This is a genomic window from Clostridium sp. BL-8 (assembly GCF_002006495.1).
In the GTDB taxonomy this organism is placed as follows: Bacteria; Bacillota; Clostridia; order Clostridiales; family Clostridiaceae; genus Clostridium.
Genome location: NZ_LZZL01000015.1, coordinates 69,854 through 88,386, shown reverse-complemented (window position 1 = coordinate 88,386; position 18,533 = coordinate 69,854). Strand labels below are relative to the sequence as shown.

Sequence of the window (18,533 nt, the reverse complement as noted above, 5' to 3'; positions counted from 1 at the left end):
TGAAGTTGTAAAAGAAATTGAAGCAAATGGTGGTAAAGCTGCTGCTATTCAGCTTAATGTAGGTGATGTATCTTCCTTTGATTCCTTTGTATCTAAATTGTCACATGTTTTAAAAGATAAATGGAATCAAGAGTATTTTAATTTTTTAATTAATAATGCTGGAATCTCAAATCATACGCCTATTTCAAATGTTACAGAGGAAGAATTTGATAAAATATTTAATGTACACTTTAAAGGAGTTTTCTTTTTGACACAAAAACTAATTCCCCTTATTGCTGATGAAGGTAGAATTATAAATACTTCTACAATGTTAACTCGCTCTACATCTCCAGGTTCTGGACTTTATGCTTCTGCGAAAGGTGCCGTAGAAGTTTTTACTAGATATCTAGCTAAGGAATTAGGACCAAGAAAAATAAGAGCAAACACTATAGCTCCAGGAGCTGTAGATACTGAATTTAGCAAAGATACTTATATCAAAAATCCAGGACTTAAAGATATGATTGCTTCTTATACTGCACTTGGAAGAATGGGTGAAGCTTCTGATATTGGACCTGTCGTTGCAAGCTTATGTACAGATGAAATGGGTTGGGTCAATGGCCAATGTATTGGAGTATTTGGATCAGTTCTATAATTAAAAACTGACAAGCCTTGGAACGAATTAAATTTAAGCAGTTAGTTTTAATGAAAATTTATTATATAAATAAATGTTTTGTAAGATCTTGGAGTAAGCCGAAATAAAAGTGGAATGAGTGATTATAATAACCCGTAGATAATTTGATTATTACTTACGGGTTTTGTTTTTGACTACTCTAAAAAGTCTTCTCTTGTTGGCGTAAATACGTCTAATACTTCAGAACCCTCTTCTAAGACAATACATCCATGAGGAACATTCGAAGGGAAAAGTATAGAATCTCCAGCAGTTACTATAGTTTCTTCACCATCTATTATAAATTTCAACTTACCCTTGAGCACGTAAGTAAATTGATCGTGAGGATGTGTATGTGGAACAACAGAGGTAGTTGTTTTATCAAACATGACTCTTGCACCTAGTAAATTTTCTCCGTTGGCTAAAATTTTTCTCTTTGTATTATCATCCGGGAATTGCATAACTGCATCTTCATTTTTTATAATCATAAAAGCATCTCCTTAATAAAACAATTTATATAAATTATACTATATTATCATTGTTTTTTGTGGAAAGTATTTTAGATAAGAAATTCGTATTATAAATATACAAAATATATGATGAATATACAATTAAAGAGTAATGGAACTGATATAATAGTGCTAAATTGAAGCTGCAGCTCATGAAAAAAGAAATAATATAATTTAATGGGGTGGAAGATTATATGATAGAAAATGATTTGAGTGAAATTTTAAAAGAGAGATTTGGCACAGAAGTTAGTAAAGCAAGTAATGAAGAAATTTATTTAGCATTATTAGAATTAACTAAAGGAGCTATTAATAAAAAGGGTATAAACAAAGGAAAGAGAAAATTGTATTATATTTCTGCTGAATTTTTGATTGGTAAATTATTATCTAATAATTTAATAAATTTAGGCCTATATGAGGAAGTTAAAGGCGTTTTGGCCAAAGGAGGAAAGGATTTATCTGAAATTGAAGAGGTTGAATTAGAGCCATCATTAGGAAATGGTGGACTTGGAAGATTGGCGGCCTGCTTTTTAGATTCAATTGCAACTTTAGGTTTGAATGGAGATGGAGTTGGACTAAATTATCATTTTGGATTATTTAAACAACTTTTTGAAGATCATAAACAAAGAACAATTAAAAATCCATGGATTACAAAAGAAAGCTGGTTAACTAAGTCTGACATAAAATTTAATGTTAAATTTGGTGGATTTACAGTAATTTCAACTCTATATAATATAGATGTTACTGGATATGATAAAGCTTCAAACAAACTTCATTTATTTGATATAGATACAATAGATGAGACTTTAGTTAAAGATGGGATTGATTTTAATAAAGAGGATATTAAAAAGAATTTAACCTTATTCTTATATCCAGATGATAGTGATGAAGCCGGAGAGTTACTTAGAGTATATCAGCAATATTTCATGGTAAGTAACGCAGCTCAATTGATTTTGTTTGAAGCAGAAGAAAATGGGTATAATCTTCATAAATTAAATGAACATGTTGTTATTCAAATAAATGATACGCACCCATCAATGATTATTCCAGAACTAATAAGGTTATTGGGAGAAAGAGGAATAGTTATATCAGAGGCAATCGAGATTGTTTCAAAAATATGCGCGTATACTAATCATACAATATTGGCTGAAGCTTTGGAAAAGTGGCCAGTATCATACTTGCAAAAAGTTGCGCCACAATTGCTACCTATTATTAGAGAGCTGGATAATCAAGTTAAGATGAAATTCAAGGATGAAAAAGTATCAATTATAGATAAAGAAGGCAGAGTTAACATGGCTCATATGGATATACATTATGGATTTAGTGTAAATGGCGTTGCAGCATTACATACTGAAATCCTAAAAAATGAAGAATTAAAACACTTTTATAATATATATCCACAGAAATTTAATAACAAAACTAATGGTATAACCTTTAGAAGGTGGTTAATTCATTGCAATAATAAATTAGCTGATTATATTTCTGAGCTTATTGGAGATGAATATAAAAAGGATGCTTCAAAGCTTGACGGGTTAATTAAATTTATAGATAATAAGGCTGTGTTAAAAAGAATAGGAGAGATAAAGAAGGAAAATAAAATCTCATTAAAAAAATATTTAAAGGAAACTCAAAACATTGAATTAGATGAAAATTCGATTTTTGATATTCAAATTAAAAGGCTCCATGAATATAAGAGACAACAGATGAACGTACTATATGCTATCTATAAATATTTAGAGATAAAAAATGGCAGGCTTCCAATAACTCCAATAACTATGATATTTGGAGCAAAGGCAGCTCCAGCTTATGTAATAGCTCAAGATATAATCCATGCTATTCTATGTTTGCAAGAAATAGTAAATAATAATCCAGAAATTAATAAGTATTTAAAAATCGTTATGGTTGAGAATTATAATGTAACTAAAGCTTCTAAGTTAATTCCTGCTTGTGACTTATCAGAACAAATTTCTCTTGCATCGAAGGAGGCATCTGGTACTGGTAATATGAAGTTTATGTTAAATGGAGCATTAACTTTAGGAACAGAAGATGGAGCAAATGTTGAAATACATCAATTGGTTGGTGATGATAATATTTATATTTTTGGTGAATCTTCAGAAGATGTAATTGAACACTATAGGAAAAAAGATTATACTCCTAAGAGGTATTACGAAAAAACATCAATTAAGCAATTAGTAGATTTCATAATTGGAGATGAAATGAAAGCAGTTGGAGATAATGAGAATCTCACAAGACTTCATAAGGAATTAATTAATAAGGACTGGTTTATGACCTTATTAGATATTGAGGATTATATAAAAGTAAAAGAACTTGCATTTAATGATTATGAGGATAGAGAAATTTGGAACAAGAAAGTATTAATCAACATTAGTAAAGCAGGATTTTTTTCTTCAGATAGAGCAATTGCTGAGTATAATAAAGATATTTGGAAATTATCATAAGTTGAGTTTTCATAGATTGTTCCATTTTTTGCTTCGTTTGAATTTATTTTTAGGGGATGCAGAAATTGGACCAATCTCTTTATTAGTAGCTTATAGTAAAAATTGTGTAAGTTCTGCGGAAAATATATATGTAATTGTGATAGAACAGCATATAAATCTAAATTTAAAGTTAGTTATTTATAAGTATTTAATTTATCCAAAATTACTATTTCTATATTCTGAGGGTGATACTCCGGTAAAAGATTTAAAAACCTTGTTAAAATGGCTTTGATCGTGGAAGCCTAGAATTAAACTTATTTCCAGAATACTGCTGGTGGTAGTTACAAGCAGTACTTTAGCTCTATCAATCCTTATTTTTTTAGCATATTTCATAATTGTTATACCCATGTGTTTTTTAAAGCATTCAGATATATAGCCTTCAGATAAATTTAGATCTTTAGATATTTTTTTTAAGGAGATCTGACTTTCTATGTTAAGGTGGAGATGTTTTAGTATTCTGTTTATAACAAAATTATCTTTCACTTCAACATCATTTATGAGCAAGTTAATATAAGTATCTATCATTTTTACTTCAAGTTCTTGAAGTTCTTTTAGGGTATTAATGGTTGGGATTAAGGTATAAAATTTATTATATATTGGATGAAGATATTTTGTTAAAATCCCATACTCAACTATTTCGCGAGTATACATTGCATTCCAGATAATTAAATCATTTCTTTTATCTTCAATAGATATTCCTTCAGTAATTTCTTCTATATGCTTTTTTGAAACTATTTCCAAGATTTGTGGTTTGGCTCTAAGTTTAATTAAGAAAGATACATCGTTATTAAAAATATTCATATCAGATATAAATGAATTATCCAAAGTAATCTCCTCCAAACATTCCGGTTACATATTTTGAGTTTGATGCTAGATATATACATATTATAGTAGAAATATATTAAAAATATCAAATATATTTACGGAAGATTAATAGGATTCTTTTAATTTTAGACAGTTAGTATTTGTCATGCTAAAATAGAGAAAGAGTAAATAAAAAATGTGACAGATGGTGAGCGAATGATAAAAGCGAAATTAGAGAAGAACAAAAATGGAAAGATAATATTTAAATTGAAGCTTGATGATATTGATAAAGATAATATTCTATTTAAGAGAGTACTTATGGAGTCAAAAATTATCAAGGGAAAGTCCAGATATCAATATGAGGTTCCATTAAGATTTTTTGTTCCTATATGTAATAATATAGGAGAGGGAAATATGATATTAGACAAGAAAAGCATATTATCATATTTAGAATTTTCGGATTACTATGATCAAAATTATTATACGGATGTAGAGGCTACAGCAAAATACATGAAAAAGTGGAGAGAAGAAGAATGCCCGGATATTTATAGAATTACCGTAGATAAAGATGACTATACAATAAAAAAGGAAGTTGCTTTTAAGAGGAATAAAATAGTAATTAAAAATTTTAAACTTTAAGGCACATGAAAATAGGCTGGCAGATGGGCTTGTTATTTTTTTGATTGTGCCTAACGATAATAAATGAAAAAGGAGTACTCATAAGAATGATAGGAGTACTCCTTTTTATAAAATATATATTAAATTAGTAACGATATATTATACTTGCAATAATGTTAGTGGCATCAAAGCAATTATTGGAGAAAATAAATTCATATATTGACCGGGCATTAATGTTATTGATTACTAATAAGTCATTAGTTCTAACATTATAAGGCTTATTGTCTATAGTACATTTAAAATTGCCATTTATCACATAAAAGCACAGAGCTACTAGATCTTTATTAAGGGTTGTCTTATGTTTAAACTTAAGTTGTTTTTTGGGCAAAATACTTAAGTGAACTAGTTCTCCATTATAATTTTCTTTTGTCATTAAATTAAAAACAGAGGCTTTGCCATAAGTTTTTGTATTCCAATCTCCCATGAAACTATCTTGATCAAAAGGTTTGAGTAATTTTGAATATTTATTTTCATGTTCAAGGGTTATCTGGCCTTCAGTAACCATGAATTTACGCGAAACATCTGGAAGACTGCTAAAAGTAGATTCAGGGATATCAATTTTAGCAACACCAAGTCTCCATAAAAAATTCCTGCTTGCATAATCAGAATTTGCTGGATATGTTGTTAATTCTGTAGCCATACCTCCTGACCAAAATGTTGGCTTATAACTTTCTTGTTTTATTAATTCAACATTGCAGTTCATAAAATTACTCTCCTTCTATTTGATAAATATTTTACATTCATTATATTAAAAAATATATGTATAATTGATGAAGTTAAGTACAATATAAAATATAATTAATTATGTAACTAAATTATACAATAAAATTGGAAAACAATTCATAGGAAAATGAAAATTAAAAGAAATTATTTAAAATATAATTATGGGGGATAATATTATGGATTACTTTAATGCTAAAAAGACATTGAGAAAAGAAATATTAAAAAAGCGCGAAAATATAGATATAGATAATAAAGAAAAAATGGACAAGGAGATAATAAGGAGATTTTGTGAAAGTAAGTATTATAAAGATGCAAAACATATATTTATTTATATATCTTACGGTACAGAAATAAATACTAGAGGAATAATCAAAAAAGCCTTAAATGAAAATAAAAAGATTTATGTTCCAAGAACTGAACTTGATACTAGAATTATGGATGCAGTAGAAATTACATCAATGGATAATTTAATAAAAAGTTCCTATGGAATTTTGGAGCCATCAAAGGGAGATGTAGAGATTAATCCAAATGAGCTTGAGTTAATTGTGGTTCCCGGAATCGCTTTTGATAGAAGTGGTGGAAGAATTGGATATGGTGCTGGATTTTATGATAGGTACTTTAAAAAAATTCATGAAGAAAATGTAGGACGAATTACAAAAGTGGCATTAGCTTATGATTTTCAAGTTATTGATAAGGTACCAATGAATAAACAGGATGTACCTGTAGATTATATTATAACGGAAAAAGAATTCATAGATTAAAAACGTAGCACAGTTTGCGGTAGGTTTCTCGGAGGAATAGACTATGGAATACAATGAAAGTAACTTTTTTTACTTGAAAAAAACTGATATAAGTGAATATTATGATGAGTTAGTAAAAGCTGAATGTTTATGTGAGTATTTTCCGATAGTTACAAAAATTATAGTAAGAAAGATAATGGAAGTTTTTTTAAAGTATATAGCAGAGAAGAATGGCATAGAAGCGGATGTAGCTGTGAGAATTTTACTTAATAATATCAGGTTAAGTCCAAATATTTCATTACCAGAAGAAATTCATAATGGTATTGAAACTGTGCTGATTAATGGATATGAACATTCTTTGAGCAGTAATAAAAATGGAATAATTTTAAAGCATCCAATAGAAGTTTTAGAAACAATGCATCAGGTTCTGTGCTGGTATCTAAGAAAAACAACTCCAGAAGTAATAGCGACACTTGGAGATGTGAGTTTTAAAGCACCAAGCACTATAGAATATATGGAAAAAGAAGCTACTAGAATAAAAGAGGATGTTTTATTAAAAAACAATCAAATTAATAATCTAAGGCAGAAAATTATTGAATCAGATGGTAAGTTCACAAATATAAGAGAGATAAATAATATTATAATTATAATAAAGAAAGAAAAGTCTCGCTTAGAAGAAACGCAAATATTATTATGTAAAAAAATTAAGCTGCAAAAAAGATATGTATTAGAAGTTGAAAAAGATTATAAAACTTATATTAAAATATGCGATTATTTAAGGGAAAAATGTGATGAAAGCCAGGAATTACTTTTTGAAAAAGAAAGTCAGCTCGTTAAGCTTGAAATTCAAAGGCAGGAGTTAAAAAACTCAATAAAAAAATTAGATTATGAAGATCATTCAATAAAAAAAATGGAGCTCTCTCTGGATAAGGAAGTGAAGATATTAAGAGACTCATATGATAACTTATCTAAATTAACAAATGAATATCAGGATATATTAGAAACAGTGGAGTTTTCATATGATAAGGAATTGAAAGAGATTTTAGGCGCTAAAAAAAATAACATAAAAGTTAAAATGAATTTTGAAGATGGAATATTTAATGAAAATGTAATTAAGTGTACTCAAAATATAGCTGAAGCTAAGAGAAAAGTTATAATATTTAAGGAAATAGTGAATGAAAAAATTAATAGAGAAATTAAATACGAATTACTTTATAAGAGCTTTTTAAGATTAAAGGGAAGGGAACTTAGAATCCTTTATACTATTCTTAATGTAACTGTTAATTTATTAAATAAGCCTAGAGAACTATTTGCAAAATCAAATGAAGATAAGATTTTAGAAAATATAACTCAAAATTTAGAAGAGCTTAGAAATGTGGATGATGAGGAAATTAAACTAATTGTATATTATAAATTAATAAAGCTATCAAAAGCGCCATTTGGAAGTATCTTCAGCAAGCTGCAATTTATAAAAAACTTGGATTCATTAGTAGACAAATCTTATGAGATTTTAATGAGTAAAAAAAATTTTGACGGAAAGATAAAGAAGTTAGATTCAATTATTGAATATTATTTGCAAAAAGTTATATTACTTGCAAAAAGTAAAGGGAATAGTAAGCAAATAAATGAAGAAATGGTATCTAAAATTTGTAATGAGATCTTAGAATTAAGGCGGAGAACAGACAATATAGGAAAAGTCCATTATGAAAAATTTAATCTAGATATCATGTCAGAAGCAGAACTTAAGAGCAATATAGAAGCACAGCCGTATACATTTTTATCAATAATGCTTGATTTAGGAGATATTAATTCATATAGGGATATTTCTTTAATTATATTTGAAGTTTATAACATTGTGAATAAAAAATTTACTGAATATGATAGTAAAAATTCATTTGCAGGATTTTCAAATGAATACTTTATGGTTCTTTTATTTTTATCGGATGAAAATACTTTTTCGGTTCAAAGGGATCAGGAAGAATTGCTGCCACTTTTAACTGTAGAAATAATGGCGACAGTTTTTTTCTCAGATAATGAAGAAGCAGATTTAAATAGTTATAATAAAATGGTCTATATATGGAAGCAAAAGCAGCAAAGATATAGTTCTATTTCCATTAAGAAGGAAGAAGAGGAAAGAGCTCTAGAATTGCTGATGGAAGAAAAGAAGAGATTGGAAGTAATTCAAAAGGAATTAATGAGAAATCATAATACTTTAGCTCAGAATTATGATAGTTATAGGGATCAATTTAAGAGGATTATAATGAATTCGGAAAAAAGAATTCTATTACCATCATATATGAATTACGAGGAATTGCGCATAAGAAAAGAAAAGGCTGAAAATAATATTAGCAAATCTAAAGATAAGCTTGGAACTTTAAAAAGCATAGTTTCACCAAGTATGTGGAAGGAACAGGCTAGTAAATTTATCAATGAATCAAACATGGATGAGACCGAAAAATGCTTAATAGAAGAAGCGAAGCAAAAGCCATATTTTAAGAAAGAATACTTAGTATTCGTAGAATTAGAAGAAAAAATTAAACAGATAAATCAATTAATAGGGAAAAATAAAGGAGAACTTCAAGATAAAGAATCTAAAATATCTGACATTCAAGCTAAGATTAATGAGTTAAAAAGAATGCTTACTACTATAAAAGAAGTGTATGTAGACATAGAAGAAGGATACTATTAAGTCATATTCTAGTGTATAAAAATGTTTTTAACTATATAAGTTCTAATTGAAATAATACATTTTACTAAAATATTAGTTTTAGAAATTTTGAAAAGATTTCATCATTCATTTTGAATTGTTAAATGTACATTGTTAATTGGAACTTATATATATAAACTCTTGAAGCAGTTCTAATAAAAAGGGGTTGCCACATTAAGAAAATGAGTCACAATATATTGTATTTGAATTAAAAAATACAACATATTGTAACTTTCATTCTTTGTGCAACAACCCTAAGATTTTTTATTGGATAATACTAATTAATAATCTGCAACCAGAAGTCTATATAACTTAAGTAGCTATATAGATTCTATTACTGTAAATTGCGAATGTTAACTTATTTGACTATCTTTCTTTATTAGCTATTTCAGTAACAATTCTTTCAATAAATGCATCTAGCTTAATAGCACCTTCATCATCATTTTTTCTGCTTCTTACAGAAACTTCATTGTTTGCAGCTTCTTTTTCTCCAACAACTAAGATGTAAGGAGTTCTTTCAAGTCTTGCTTCTCTAATCTTGTAACCAATTTTTTCAGCTCTATAGTCAGCTTCAACTCTAATACCTCTATTTTTTAAGGCTTTTGTAACAGCTTCAGCATAATCATTGTACTTATCAGAGATTGGAAGTATCTTTGCTTGAACTGGAGATAACCATGTTGGGAAAGCACCAGCATATTCTTCTATAAGCATAGCTAAAGTTCTTTCATAACATCCAATTGATGATCTATGAATTATATATGGACGTTTCTTTTCTCCATTCTTGTCTACGTAACTCATATCGAATCTTTCAGCTAAAGCAAAATCAATTTGAATTGTGAATAATGTGTCTTCCTTACCATGAACATTTCTAAATTGTAAATCAAGTTTTGGACCATAGAAGGCAGCTTCATCATCAGCTTCAATATAATTAATCTTTAAGTGATCTAAGATATTTCTCATTGTATCTTGAGTTTTATTCCAAGCCTCAGGATCATTGATATATTTTTCAGTATTGTTTGGATCCCATTTAGAGAATCTATAAGTTATTTTTTCAGCAATTCCTAGAGTTCCCATTAAATATTGAATTAATTCAAGTACACCTTTAAATTCTTCTTCCAATTGTTCAGGAGTAACAATTAAGTGACCATCAGCTAAAGTGAATTGTCTAACTCTTATAAGACCGTGCATTTCGCCTGAAGCTTCATTTCTAAATAAAGTAGAAGTTTCACCGTATCTGATTGGAAGATCTCTATAGCTGTGTTGTTCAGCATTATAAATTGTATATTGGAATGGGCAAGTCATTGGTCTTAAAGCAAATACTTCATCATCTTTTTCCTCATCACCTAATACAAACATACCATCTTTATAGTGATCCCAGTGACCAGAAATTTTATATAAATCACTCTTAGCCATAAGGGGAGTCTTAGTTAAAAGATAGCCTCTTTTTTCTTCTTCATCTTCTACCCATCTTTGAAGAGTTTGAACTATTTTAGCACCCTTAGGCATTAATAATGGAAGTCCTTGACCTACATTTTCGTCAGTTGTAAATAATTTTAATTCTCTACCAAGTTTATTATGATCTCTCTTTTTCGCTTCTTCTAAGGCTTCTAAGAATTCATCTAAATCAGATTTCTTTAAGAAGGCAGTACCATAAATTCTAGTAAGCATTTTATTTTTTTCATTGCCTTTCCAGTAAGCACCAGCACTTCTAGTAAGTTTTATAGCTTTTACTGATTTTAAGGATAAAAGGTGAGGACCAGCACATAAATCAGTGAAGTCACCCATTGTATAGAAAGAGATTACTTCATTTTCTGGAAGATCGTTTATTAATTCTACTTTATAAGGTTCATCTTTCATTAATTCTAAAGCTTCATTTCTTGGAAGTTCAGATCTTTCTATAGTTGGATTTTCCTTAATTATTTTTTGCATTTCTGCTTCAAGCTTTTCTAAATCAGCAGCAGTAAAAGCTGTTTCTCTATCGAAGTCATAGTAGAAACCATTAGCAATAGAAGGTCCTATAGCTAATTTTGTTTCAGGAAATAATCTTTTTACGGCATAAGCTAGAACGTGTGAGATACTATGTCTTACTGTATCTTTACCTTCTTGAGAATCAAAGGTGCATATATTTAAAGATACATCTTCATTAACTTCTGTTCTAAGATCTACCACTTTCCCGTTAATTACACCACAACAAGCATTTCTAGCTAAGCCTTCACTAATAGACTTAGCAATTTCATAAACTGATAATCCAGCTTCAAGTTCTTTAACTGAACCATCTTTTAAAGTTACTTTTATCATTTCAAATCCTCCCTTTAATTAGTTAACAATTTATGCCCGTTAGTATATCCTGCGGGCAGCTAACAGTTATGGATGAAATCACTATGTGATTTCTAAATTAATTTAAATAAAAAAACTCCGTCTCTAAAAATATAGAGACGGAGTAATATTCCGTGGTTCCACTCTAATTACCTAATATAGATTAGTCAAAGTATTTTGTGGATATTTATAAACACAAAATTACAACTTTAAAATAATCTAATAAAATAGGTCACTTAAACTTATCGTAACGTGATAATAACGGACTTTATTAGAGTCACTCAGAGGTGGTTTTCAGTCTAAATTTATTTAAGAATAATCACACCAGCATATTCTCTCTCTGAAAATAAGATGTTAGCTTACTGTCCTCATCAACGTATTATTATATTAATATTTTTAATTATAAGCATTCAAATTTTTCATGTCAATAAATTAACAAAAAAATTTTAGAAGTAATTTATTTAAATAGGATATATTTAGTTGTTTTAACAAGAATTTAATCAGATTTTAATAGAGAATTTATTATGTTGCAATAGAATTGTACCGTAAGGAAAATATTAGTACTTGCTTCAGGAGGTAGAAATGAATAAAAAAATTAGAAGCATAAAGGTTAAAATTATAATGTTTTTAATACCTATGTTACTTATGGCATTTATAGTATTATCTCTGTTAGGGTACAAATTTGCAAGTGACTCTTTAAGGGAAAGTAACCTTAATATAATGTCAGATGTTACGAATGCTGCTGCAAAAAGAGCAAATGATCAAATAGAAGGTGAGATTAAAAGTCTTGAAGTTGTTGCAAGTAATCCTCAAATTAGTGATGCAAATATACCTTTAAAGGATAAGATAGAAATTATAAAACCAGCGCTAAAGACAATTGGACAATTACAACTGAGCATAAGTGATAAAAATGGACATTCAATAGATACAGATGGAAATGAAAAAGAAATGAAAACATCTCAAAGCTTTATGAAATCAATAGGTGGAGATAATTTTATAACCAATCCATATATAGACCAAGCTACAAAGAAAAAGGTTATATCCTATTCAGTGCCTATTAAAGATTCTGGAAATAATGTAATTGGAGTTATAACCTCAGTAAAAGATTGTGAGGATTTTTCAAAATTAAATGAAGGAACAAACTTTTTAAAAACAGGAAGTTCTTTAATTGTAGATAGTAATGGAAATTTTATAGTTGCAAAAGATCAGAGCTTAGTAAGTGAAAATAAAAATATAACTAACATGACATCAGATAAAGGTTCATTAGATCAATTAAACAATATAGGTAAAGATATGATTACTGGAAGTAAATCTGGTATAGGGAAATATATGTACGAGGGCAAATCGATGTATATATCATACAGTGCAATTGGAAATACTGGTCTTTCTATTGGTGTTACTGTTGAGGAAAAGGATTTGTTAGGTGCATTAAATAACTTAGGAATTGTTGATACTGTTATAACAATAATTATGATATTGTTAATATCTGTGATAATTGTTGGAGTTATAATTAAAATGATAAATAGATTGTTAGGTGCTAAAACTTATGTAGATAGTATTGCAAAGGGAGATTTCTATACTTCAATTGATAAAAAATATATTAAGGCAAATGATGAAATAAGTGAAATATGTTTAAGCGTTGATAAAGCTAAAAAGTCCGTTGGAGGAATGATAAGATCTGTAAGAGATAATGCCAATATAGTTAGAGATGGGTCATTATCATTAAGTGAAATTGCAGAAAAATTATCTGTACTTACAGAAGAAATATCGGCATCTATAGAGGAAGTTTCAGCAAATACTAATAAGCAAAACTCTGATTTTCAAGTGATAACAAATAAGTTATCAAGCTTCGCAGAAGAAATAAATTTAGCTAAAGATAGAATTCATTTAATCAATAAAGATGTTTTTGTAATAAACGATAAATCTTCAAAAGGAACTAGTAATATAAAAGAATTAAATACTGGAATTACGAATGTTAATGATACTTTTCAAAAATTTTCAATCAGCATTGAATATATACAGAGCGATATGAAAAATGTTAATGAAATAACTAATATCATAAATGGAATTGCAGAGCAAATAAATCTATTGGCATTTAATGCAGCTATTGAAGCTGCTAGTGCAGGGGAAGCAGGAAGAGGCTTTAATGTTATAGCATCAGAAGTCAGAAAGCTTTCCGACAAGAGTAAAGAATCAGCAAAGAACATTTATGTAATAATAAAGAGGCTTATGGATGTAATAAACAAGCTTGTGGAAGAGTCTGAAAATATGGATGGTGAACTTGAAAGACAAAAGAACATAATTTATAATACATCAAGTTCATTTGAAGAAATTGCAGAATTAGTTAAAGAAATTACACCTAAGGTTTCTGACATAGAAAAGGTGTTTGAAGGTATTAGCGATAACAAGGATTCAATTGTAGATACGGTATATGGCTTATCAGAAGAAATAAAAGAAACATCAAGCTCATTAGAACAAGTGACTGATTCTTCAGGAGAACTTGCACAAATTGCGGAAGAAGTGAATACTAGATCAGACGTTTTATTAGATAAAGCTAATGATCTTGGAGAAAAAGTAAGACAATTTAAGATTGATGAAGATGAAGGTCATATGAAAGCAGTTTTAAATATAGAAGAATCAAATTCAGATGTTGAAGAACATGATTCAAGTATTGAAGAAGCACATTTAGAAAATGAGAATTCCGAAAATGCATTAACATTAAATGAAGCTGAAGGCGATGAGAACTATGAATTACCAGTAGAAAAAGAAGAGATTCAAGAAACTATTAGAGAAGAAGCTGAGATAGAGGAAATAAAAGAGATTGAAAATTTAGATTTACAATTGGACGAGACAATTATAGAGAATGAAATATTAGAGGAAGAGATAATTGATGAGAAAGAAAGGCAAGCACAATTATTAGATGAATCTGATAATAAAGAAGATAATAATATATCAGCAGAGAAAGATATAGATTTAGATACTTATGCAGAGCAAGAGAATGAAACGCATATTAAGAAAGAAGAGTTCCAGGAAGATTATGAAGAAGATGACATGAGAGAAGAGGATGTTGTGTAAAATATTTCAAATTAAATATTGATTTCAGTGGTAAAAAAGGAATATAATTACTATAGGCGAATGCGAAAGGCTAGCATATGTACTATTATAATATGTAATTAGCTTGGTATTCTAATTATGCCTAAGTGGGCGGAAGTGACTCAATGGTAGAGTGTCACCTTCCCAAGGTGAACGTTGCGGGTTCGAGCCCCGTCTTTCGCTCCATTGTTTGTTAGATGAAAAAATTAAAAATTAATTGATAGGAAATTAATTTTACAGAATAGAAATTTAATAAAATACAAAAACAATCCACCCTTTTGAAGGTGGATTGTTTTTGTGTAAAATTTGTAAATAAAATGTTTTTCTAATTTTATATTATAATTAAGAATTTAATAATTATCTTCAATCAATTTATCTAGAGTTAAATTAACAATCATTTCTTCCGAATAGAAATTTTCGCCCATTATTTTGAAAATCACTTCTGATTTTTTATAACCTTCTTTATAAAGCTTCAAATTTTTAGTTATTCTTTTAAGGGTATTTTTAGGAATATTTAATTCCAATGCTAATTCCTTAAAAGAGTAGTAATCTTTTTTTAACATATCATATAGCCTATTTTGAAGATCTAATTTATATCTAAGATCAACTTCTTTGGATTGATGGGGACCATACTTCCCGCGATGATGAGATGGACATAAATATTTATAATTCAATTCTATATCAAAGCCACCTTCACTTCTGTGAACAATATGATGTATATCAGCTTCAGAATTACATATTTCACATAAAGACAATGCTAATCCTCCTTAGAATTCACCTTATATATCCCTTAAGGTATATATAGTCTTAAAAAGTTTAGTATAAAAAATTACGATTTTTATAGTTTAAAAGTAAAATAAATTTGGATTTCATATCAAATCCCTTAATATTTTATATTATAAAGTAATGGAGAGAAAATATCAATTTTAATATAGAATATAAAATTCAATTATGTGGAAATAAAAGTCAAAAAGTGGTATAATAATAATATAAAAATAAAATACTAAAAAATGAATATCTATAATAAAAAAGTCTTCTTAATACTTTACAGCATAACCGATATTACCTAGATATTATATTTTATAAAATATTGAATTGGAAGGTGAATAAAGTGAGAGAAAATTATAATTCTTTTGAATTTTGGGAAAACGTTATCAGTAAGAACAAGACAATAAGAGGGCATATGTTTATGCAAAAACCACCGACCGAGAAAAGTGTTTATTTTCATACACTTATATTTGGAAATAAAAATGGAATAAATAATATATGGGGATATGTTCCTAATATGCGATGTTTGATTGGATATATTCAATATTCATTTTTGCAGGAAGCTTTTTATAAATGGATATATGGAAGAGAAAGAATAATAACTAGAATTCCGCATTTAACAGTAGATAAGATCATCCAAGAAGGAGAGAACTCGAATAAAATAAGTAAGGAAACTGCTTTCAATATGAGAAGAGATTATGAATTTCTAGATTTCTTGTGGAATAAGCCAAGTCATGAAGTTGACGTTGAGTTAAGGAAATTCTTTAGGGACTTTAATAAAAGATGGATGGGAAATAATAAGGAATTTATATATATAAAAATTTTTAAGACACCACAGGAATTAGGAGAATTCGTAATTTCTTCAACATTATTAACCAGCTCAGAAAAAGAATTAGAAGACAGAATGGGGATTACAATAGAACAATGGAAGGATATTTGTAGTGGAGCTATAGTCAATACAGACAAAGGTGAAGTTTTTAGAAATACTTTACTAAAAAAATTAAGTCAGGTACTTTAAAATATAATAATCCATTAAATATGTTATTTCTTACCCAGTGTGGGGATAAGAAATAATATTACTAAAAAAGATAACAAGTCATTATGTAAGTTTAGTTTTCCTTCTGAAAAACTAATTACATTTTGACTTGTTATCTTCATTTTATAAATTTATTTTTTCAACAGAAGCTATACTTTGGGAGGAGATTCCAAGCATTTCACCAGTAAATCCAAGACCTTCTTCAGTTGTAGCTTTAATATTAATTTTATCAATATCGATATTAAGAGCTTTTGATATATTCTCACGCATATTTTCAATATGTGGCAGCATTTTAGGTTTTTGAGCTATTATTGTGGCGTCTATATTATTTATTGAATATCCAGCATCCGAAATTAATTTGCCAGTATCTTTAAGCAATGCAATGCTAGAGATATTTTTAAATTTATTATCTGTATCTGGAAAGTGTCTGCCAATATCTCCAAGTGAACATGCTCCGAGTAAAGAATCCATTATAGCATGAATGAGGACATCAGCATCAGAATGCCCCAAAAGTCCTTTTTCAAAGGGAATTTCAACTCCACCTAAAATTAATTTTCTATTCTCAACTAATTTATGCACATCATATCCGAGTCCAACTCTCATATAGTCACCTCATTTCAATGTTTTAAGATCGTATATATTCTAACATACTATTAGGAGAATATAAAATAATATATTACCAGGATAATTAATTAAAATTACGTTTGATTCTTATTGTATCCGTGCTTTGAGATGGGTGGCTCTTAAGATTAAATTTAGTTAACAATAGGATAAGGATTCTATTTACAATAAAATGTATAAAGGTTACTCTGCGCTTTTTGATAAAATCTACATATATAATTTTCCCCTTCATATAATTAGCTCCCAAATATTATTTTAAAATTAAATTTAAACATATAAAGTCTAATATATATAATTTTATATGCTATAATACATAGTATGAAGAAGTTATATAAAGGGTTAATATTTTAAAGAGGTGTTAATATATATGGAGAATTCTAGCTTTAATAAAAATAGGTATGTATTTGCTTCTATGCCAGTGATGTCATTAATTGGAGATTCAGTGGATGAAAGCAAAAGCAGACAAATAGCCTTATTTTTAAATGAATTAAATATGTATAATGTATTGCTCAAGGATCTGATTAATTTCCCTTTAAAAGAAAGGGAAAGAAATGTTGCTTTAAACATAGCTTTTTATATAATTAATGATGAGGAACTGCTTGAAGTGGTAGCTAGAAAAAAGGAGTTACCTATATCAAAGGTTAGTAAAGCGACAAGAATTAAAGCTGATTATTTGGAGAAATGCAAGGATTATATCATAGCATATTACATAATTTTAGTTAACCCCAATTATAAGTGTATACAGGATTCTCTTAATATAAAGTTAAAAGAAGATGATAAAATAATAAGCATTTCGGGGAAAAGTAAAAATCTACATAAAGGATTAGTAATTAAATTATTTAAAAGAAGTGCATATATAATAACTTCTAAAGGAGAATTCATTAAAATAAAACCTGATGCTGAAGTGAAAATTGGAGAAGTATGTGAAGGTAAAGAGAAAAAGCTTTTAGGAGATTTTAAGATACATATTTCTATTTTATTAGTTATACTTATAATGATTGCAAGCGGTATAATTGTTGAATATAGAAGAACTCAAAGTATAATTGTAATTGAAACGACTTCGAGGATAAAAATAAGTATCAATAAGTCAAATAAAGTTATATATGCATATTCGGACACGGACAAAGGAAAAGAACTTATTGAAAGTACTAACATTCTAAATGATGGAGTAGATGATGCTATAGCTAAGATGTTAGAGTATGCGTCAGATAATAATATGATAGATTCAAGTAAGAAAGTTTTGATAACCATTAGTGGACAACCAATAAAATATGGATTGCTTTCAGAGACCGATAAAGTTATATCTAAAGATAATATACCTATAATTATAAATAATTCAGGTAATCAACAAAAATTACCTAAATATTCAACCGAAGCTGACGATGATGAATAATATT

At 28.3% G+C, this 18,533-nt stretch carries 14 protein-coding genes and 1 tRNA gene; 9 read left to right on the top strand and 6 right to left on the bottom strand.

The features are described 5' to 3' along the window. The coding region (locus tag CLOBL_RS07440; protein WP_077858439.1) for an SDR family oxidoreductase at positions 1–631 on the top strand (631 nt) is incomplete at its 5' end. A 173-nt stretch (positions 632–804) separates the two neighbouring features. On the opposite strand, the gene CLOBL_RS07435 is transcribed toward CLOBL_RS07440, so the two are convergent. Beyond that, a complete protein-coding gene (locus CLOBL_RS07435) occupies positions 805–1,134 on the bottom strand; it encodes a cupin domain-containing protein (RefSeq protein WP_009167981.1) in 330 nt (109 codons plus the stop codon). 215 nt (positions 1,135–1,349) lie between these two features. Between CLOBL_RS07435 and CLOBL_RS07430 the strand changes: the two genes are divergently transcribed. Continuing rightward, on the top strand, positions 1,350–3,611 hold the full coding sequence (locus tag CLOBL_RS07430) for a glycogen/starch/alpha-glucan phosphorylase (RefSeq protein ID WP_077858438.1): 2,262 nt from the start codon (positions 1,350–1,352) through the stop codon (positions 3,609–3,611). 192 nt (positions 3,612–3,803) lie between these two features. Here CLOBL_RS07430 and CLOBL_RS07425 read toward each other — a convergent pair whose 3' ends face one another. After that, complete coding sequence (locus CLOBL_RS07425; RefSeq protein ID WP_077858437.1) at positions 3,804–4,475, bottom strand: AraC family transcriptional regulator; 672 nt, start codon at positions 4,473–4,475, stop codon at positions 3,804–3,806. 195 nt (positions 4,476–4,670) lie between these two features. On the opposite strand from CLOBL_RS07425, the gene CLOBL_RS07420 reads away from it, so the two are divergent. Beyond that, on the top strand, positions 4,671–5,093 hold the full coding sequence (locus CLOBL_RS07420; RefSeq protein ID WP_035302032.1) for a hypothetical protein: 423 nt from the start codon (positions 4,671–4,673) through the stop codon (positions 5,091–5,093). 124 nt (positions 5,094–5,217) lie between these two features. Here the strand turns inward: CLOBL_RS07420 and CLOBL_RS07415 are convergent, their stop codons facing one another. Then, positions 5,218–5,835 carry a HutD family protein gene (locus CLOBL_RS07415; RefSeq protein WP_077858436.1) on the bottom strand — a complete coding sequence of 206 codons (618 nt, stop codon included), beginning with the start codon at positions 5,833–5,835 and terminating at the stop codon, positions 5,218–5,220. Between the two features lie 196 nt (positions 5,836–6,031). On the opposite strand from CLOBL_RS07415, the gene CLOBL_RS07410 reads away from it, so the two are divergent. Together CLOBL_RS07410 and CLOBL_RS07405 are read left to right on the top strand one after the other, a co-directional pair. After that, on the top strand, positions 6,032–6,616 hold the full coding sequence (locus CLOBL_RS07410) for a 5-formyltetrahydrofolate cyclo-ligase (protein WP_077858435.1): 585 nt from the start codon (positions 6,032–6,034) through the stop codon (positions 6,614–6,616). 43 nt (positions 6,617–6,659) lie between these two features. Further along, positions 6,660–9,284 (top strand): hypothetical protein, encoded by a 2,625-nt coding sequence (locus CLOBL_RS07405; protein WP_077858434.1) that lies wholly within the window; start codon positions 6,660–6,662, stop codon positions 9,282–9,284. A 384-nt stretch (positions 9,285–9,668) separates the two neighbouring features. Here the strand turns inward: CLOBL_RS07405 and thrS are convergent, their stop codons facing one another. Beyond that, positions 9,669–11,600 (bottom strand): threonine--tRNA ligase, encoded by a 1,932-nt coding sequence (gene thrS, locus CLOBL_RS07400; protein ID WP_077858433.1) that lies wholly within the window; start codon positions 11,598–11,600, stop codon positions 9,669–9,671. A 600-nt stretch (positions 11,601–12,200) separates the two neighbouring features. On the opposite strand from thrS, the gene CLOBL_RS07395 reads away from it, so the two are divergent. Together CLOBL_RS07395 and CLOBL_RS07390 are read left to right on the top strand one after the other, a co-directional pair. Next, the gene (locus tag CLOBL_RS07395) at positions 12,201–14,693 is read left to right on the top strand and encodes a methyl-accepting chemotaxis protein (protein ID WP_077858432.1); all 2,493 of its coding nucleotides are present in this window, start codon (positions 12,201–12,203) and stop codon (positions 14,691–14,693) included. A 129-nt stretch (positions 14,694–14,822) separates the two neighbouring features. After that, a tRNA-Gly gene (locus CLOBL_RS07390) sits at positions 14,823–14,897 on the top strand. Between the two features lie 164 nt (positions 14,898–15,061). Here the strand turns inward: CLOBL_RS07390 and CLOBL_RS07385 are convergent. Then, positions 15,062–15,466, bottom strand: coding sequence for an HNH endonuclease signature motif containing protein (locus CLOBL_RS07385; RefSeq protein ID WP_009167991.1), 405 nt, complete (start codon positions 15,464–15,466; stop codon positions 15,062–15,064). Positions 15,467–15,822: 356 nt separating this feature from the next. Here CLOBL_RS07385 and CLOBL_RS07380 point away from each other — a divergent pair, with 356 nt between their 5' ends. Next, on the top strand, positions 15,823–16,497 hold the full coding sequence (locus CLOBL_RS07380; RefSeq protein WP_077858431.1) for a hypothetical protein: 675 nt from the start codon (positions 15,823–15,825) through the stop codon (positions 16,495–16,497). Between the two features lie 141 nt (positions 16,498–16,638). On the opposite strand, the gene ispF is transcribed toward CLOBL_RS07380, so the two are convergent. Further along, a complete protein-coding gene (gene ispF, locus CLOBL_RS07375) occupies positions 16,639–17,118 on the bottom strand; it encodes a 2-C-methyl-D-erythritol 2,4-cyclodiphosphate synthase (protein WP_077858430.1) in 480 nt (159 codons plus the stop codon). A gap of 385 nt (positions 17,119–17,503) precedes the next feature. On the opposite strand from ispF, the gene CLOBL_RS07370 reads away from it, so the two are divergent. Further along, complete coding sequence (locus CLOBL_RS07370) at positions 17,504–18,529, top strand: anti-sigma factor domain-containing protein (protein ID WP_077858429.1); 1,026 nt, start codon at positions 17,504–17,506, stop codon at positions 18,527–18,529. The last annotated feature ends 4 nt before the right edge of the window (positions 18,530–18,533 follow it).

Excerpts from the sequence above, each read along its gene's own strand:
- CLOBL_RS07435 (WP_009167981.1), bottom strand. The coding sequence starts at position 1,134 with ATGATTATAAAAAATGAAGATGCAGTTATGCAATTCCCGGATGATAAT.
- CLOBL_RS07430 (WP_077858438.1), top strand. The coding sequence starts at position 1,350 with ATGATAGAAAATGATTTGAGTGAAATTTTAAAAGAGAGATTTGGCACA.
- CLOBL_RS07420 (WP_035302032.1), top strand. The coding sequence starts at position 4,671 with ATGATAAAAGCGAAATTAGAGAAGAACAAAAATGGAAAGATAATATTT.
- CLOBL_RS07415 (WP_077858436.1), bottom strand. The coding sequence starts at position 5,835 with ATGAACTGCAATGTTGAATTAATAAAACAAGAAAGTTATAAGCCAACA.
- CLOBL_RS07410 (WP_077858435.1), top strand. The coding sequence starts at position 6,032 with ATGGATTACTTTAATGCTAAAAAGACATTGAGAAAAGAAATATTAAAA.
- CLOBL_RS07405 (WP_077858434.1), top strand. The coding sequence starts at position 6,660 with ATGGAATACAATGAAAGTAACTTTTTTTACTTGAAAAAAACTGATATA.
- thrS (WP_077858433.1), bottom strand. The coding sequence starts at position 11,600 with ATGATAAAAGTAACTTTAAAAGATGGTTCAGTTAAAGAACTTGAAGCT.
- CLOBL_RS07395 (WP_077858432.1), top strand. The coding sequence starts at position 12,201 with ATGAATAAAAAAATTAGAAGCATAAAGGTTAAAATTATAATGTTTTTA.
- ispF (WP_077858430.1), bottom strand. The coding sequence starts at position 17,118 with ATGAGAGTTGGACTCGGATATGATGTGCATAAATTAGTTGAGAATAGA.
- CLOBL_RS07370 (WP_077858429.1), top strand. The coding sequence starts at position 17,504 with ATGGAGAATTCTAGCTTTAATAAAAATAGGTATGTATTTGCTTCTATG.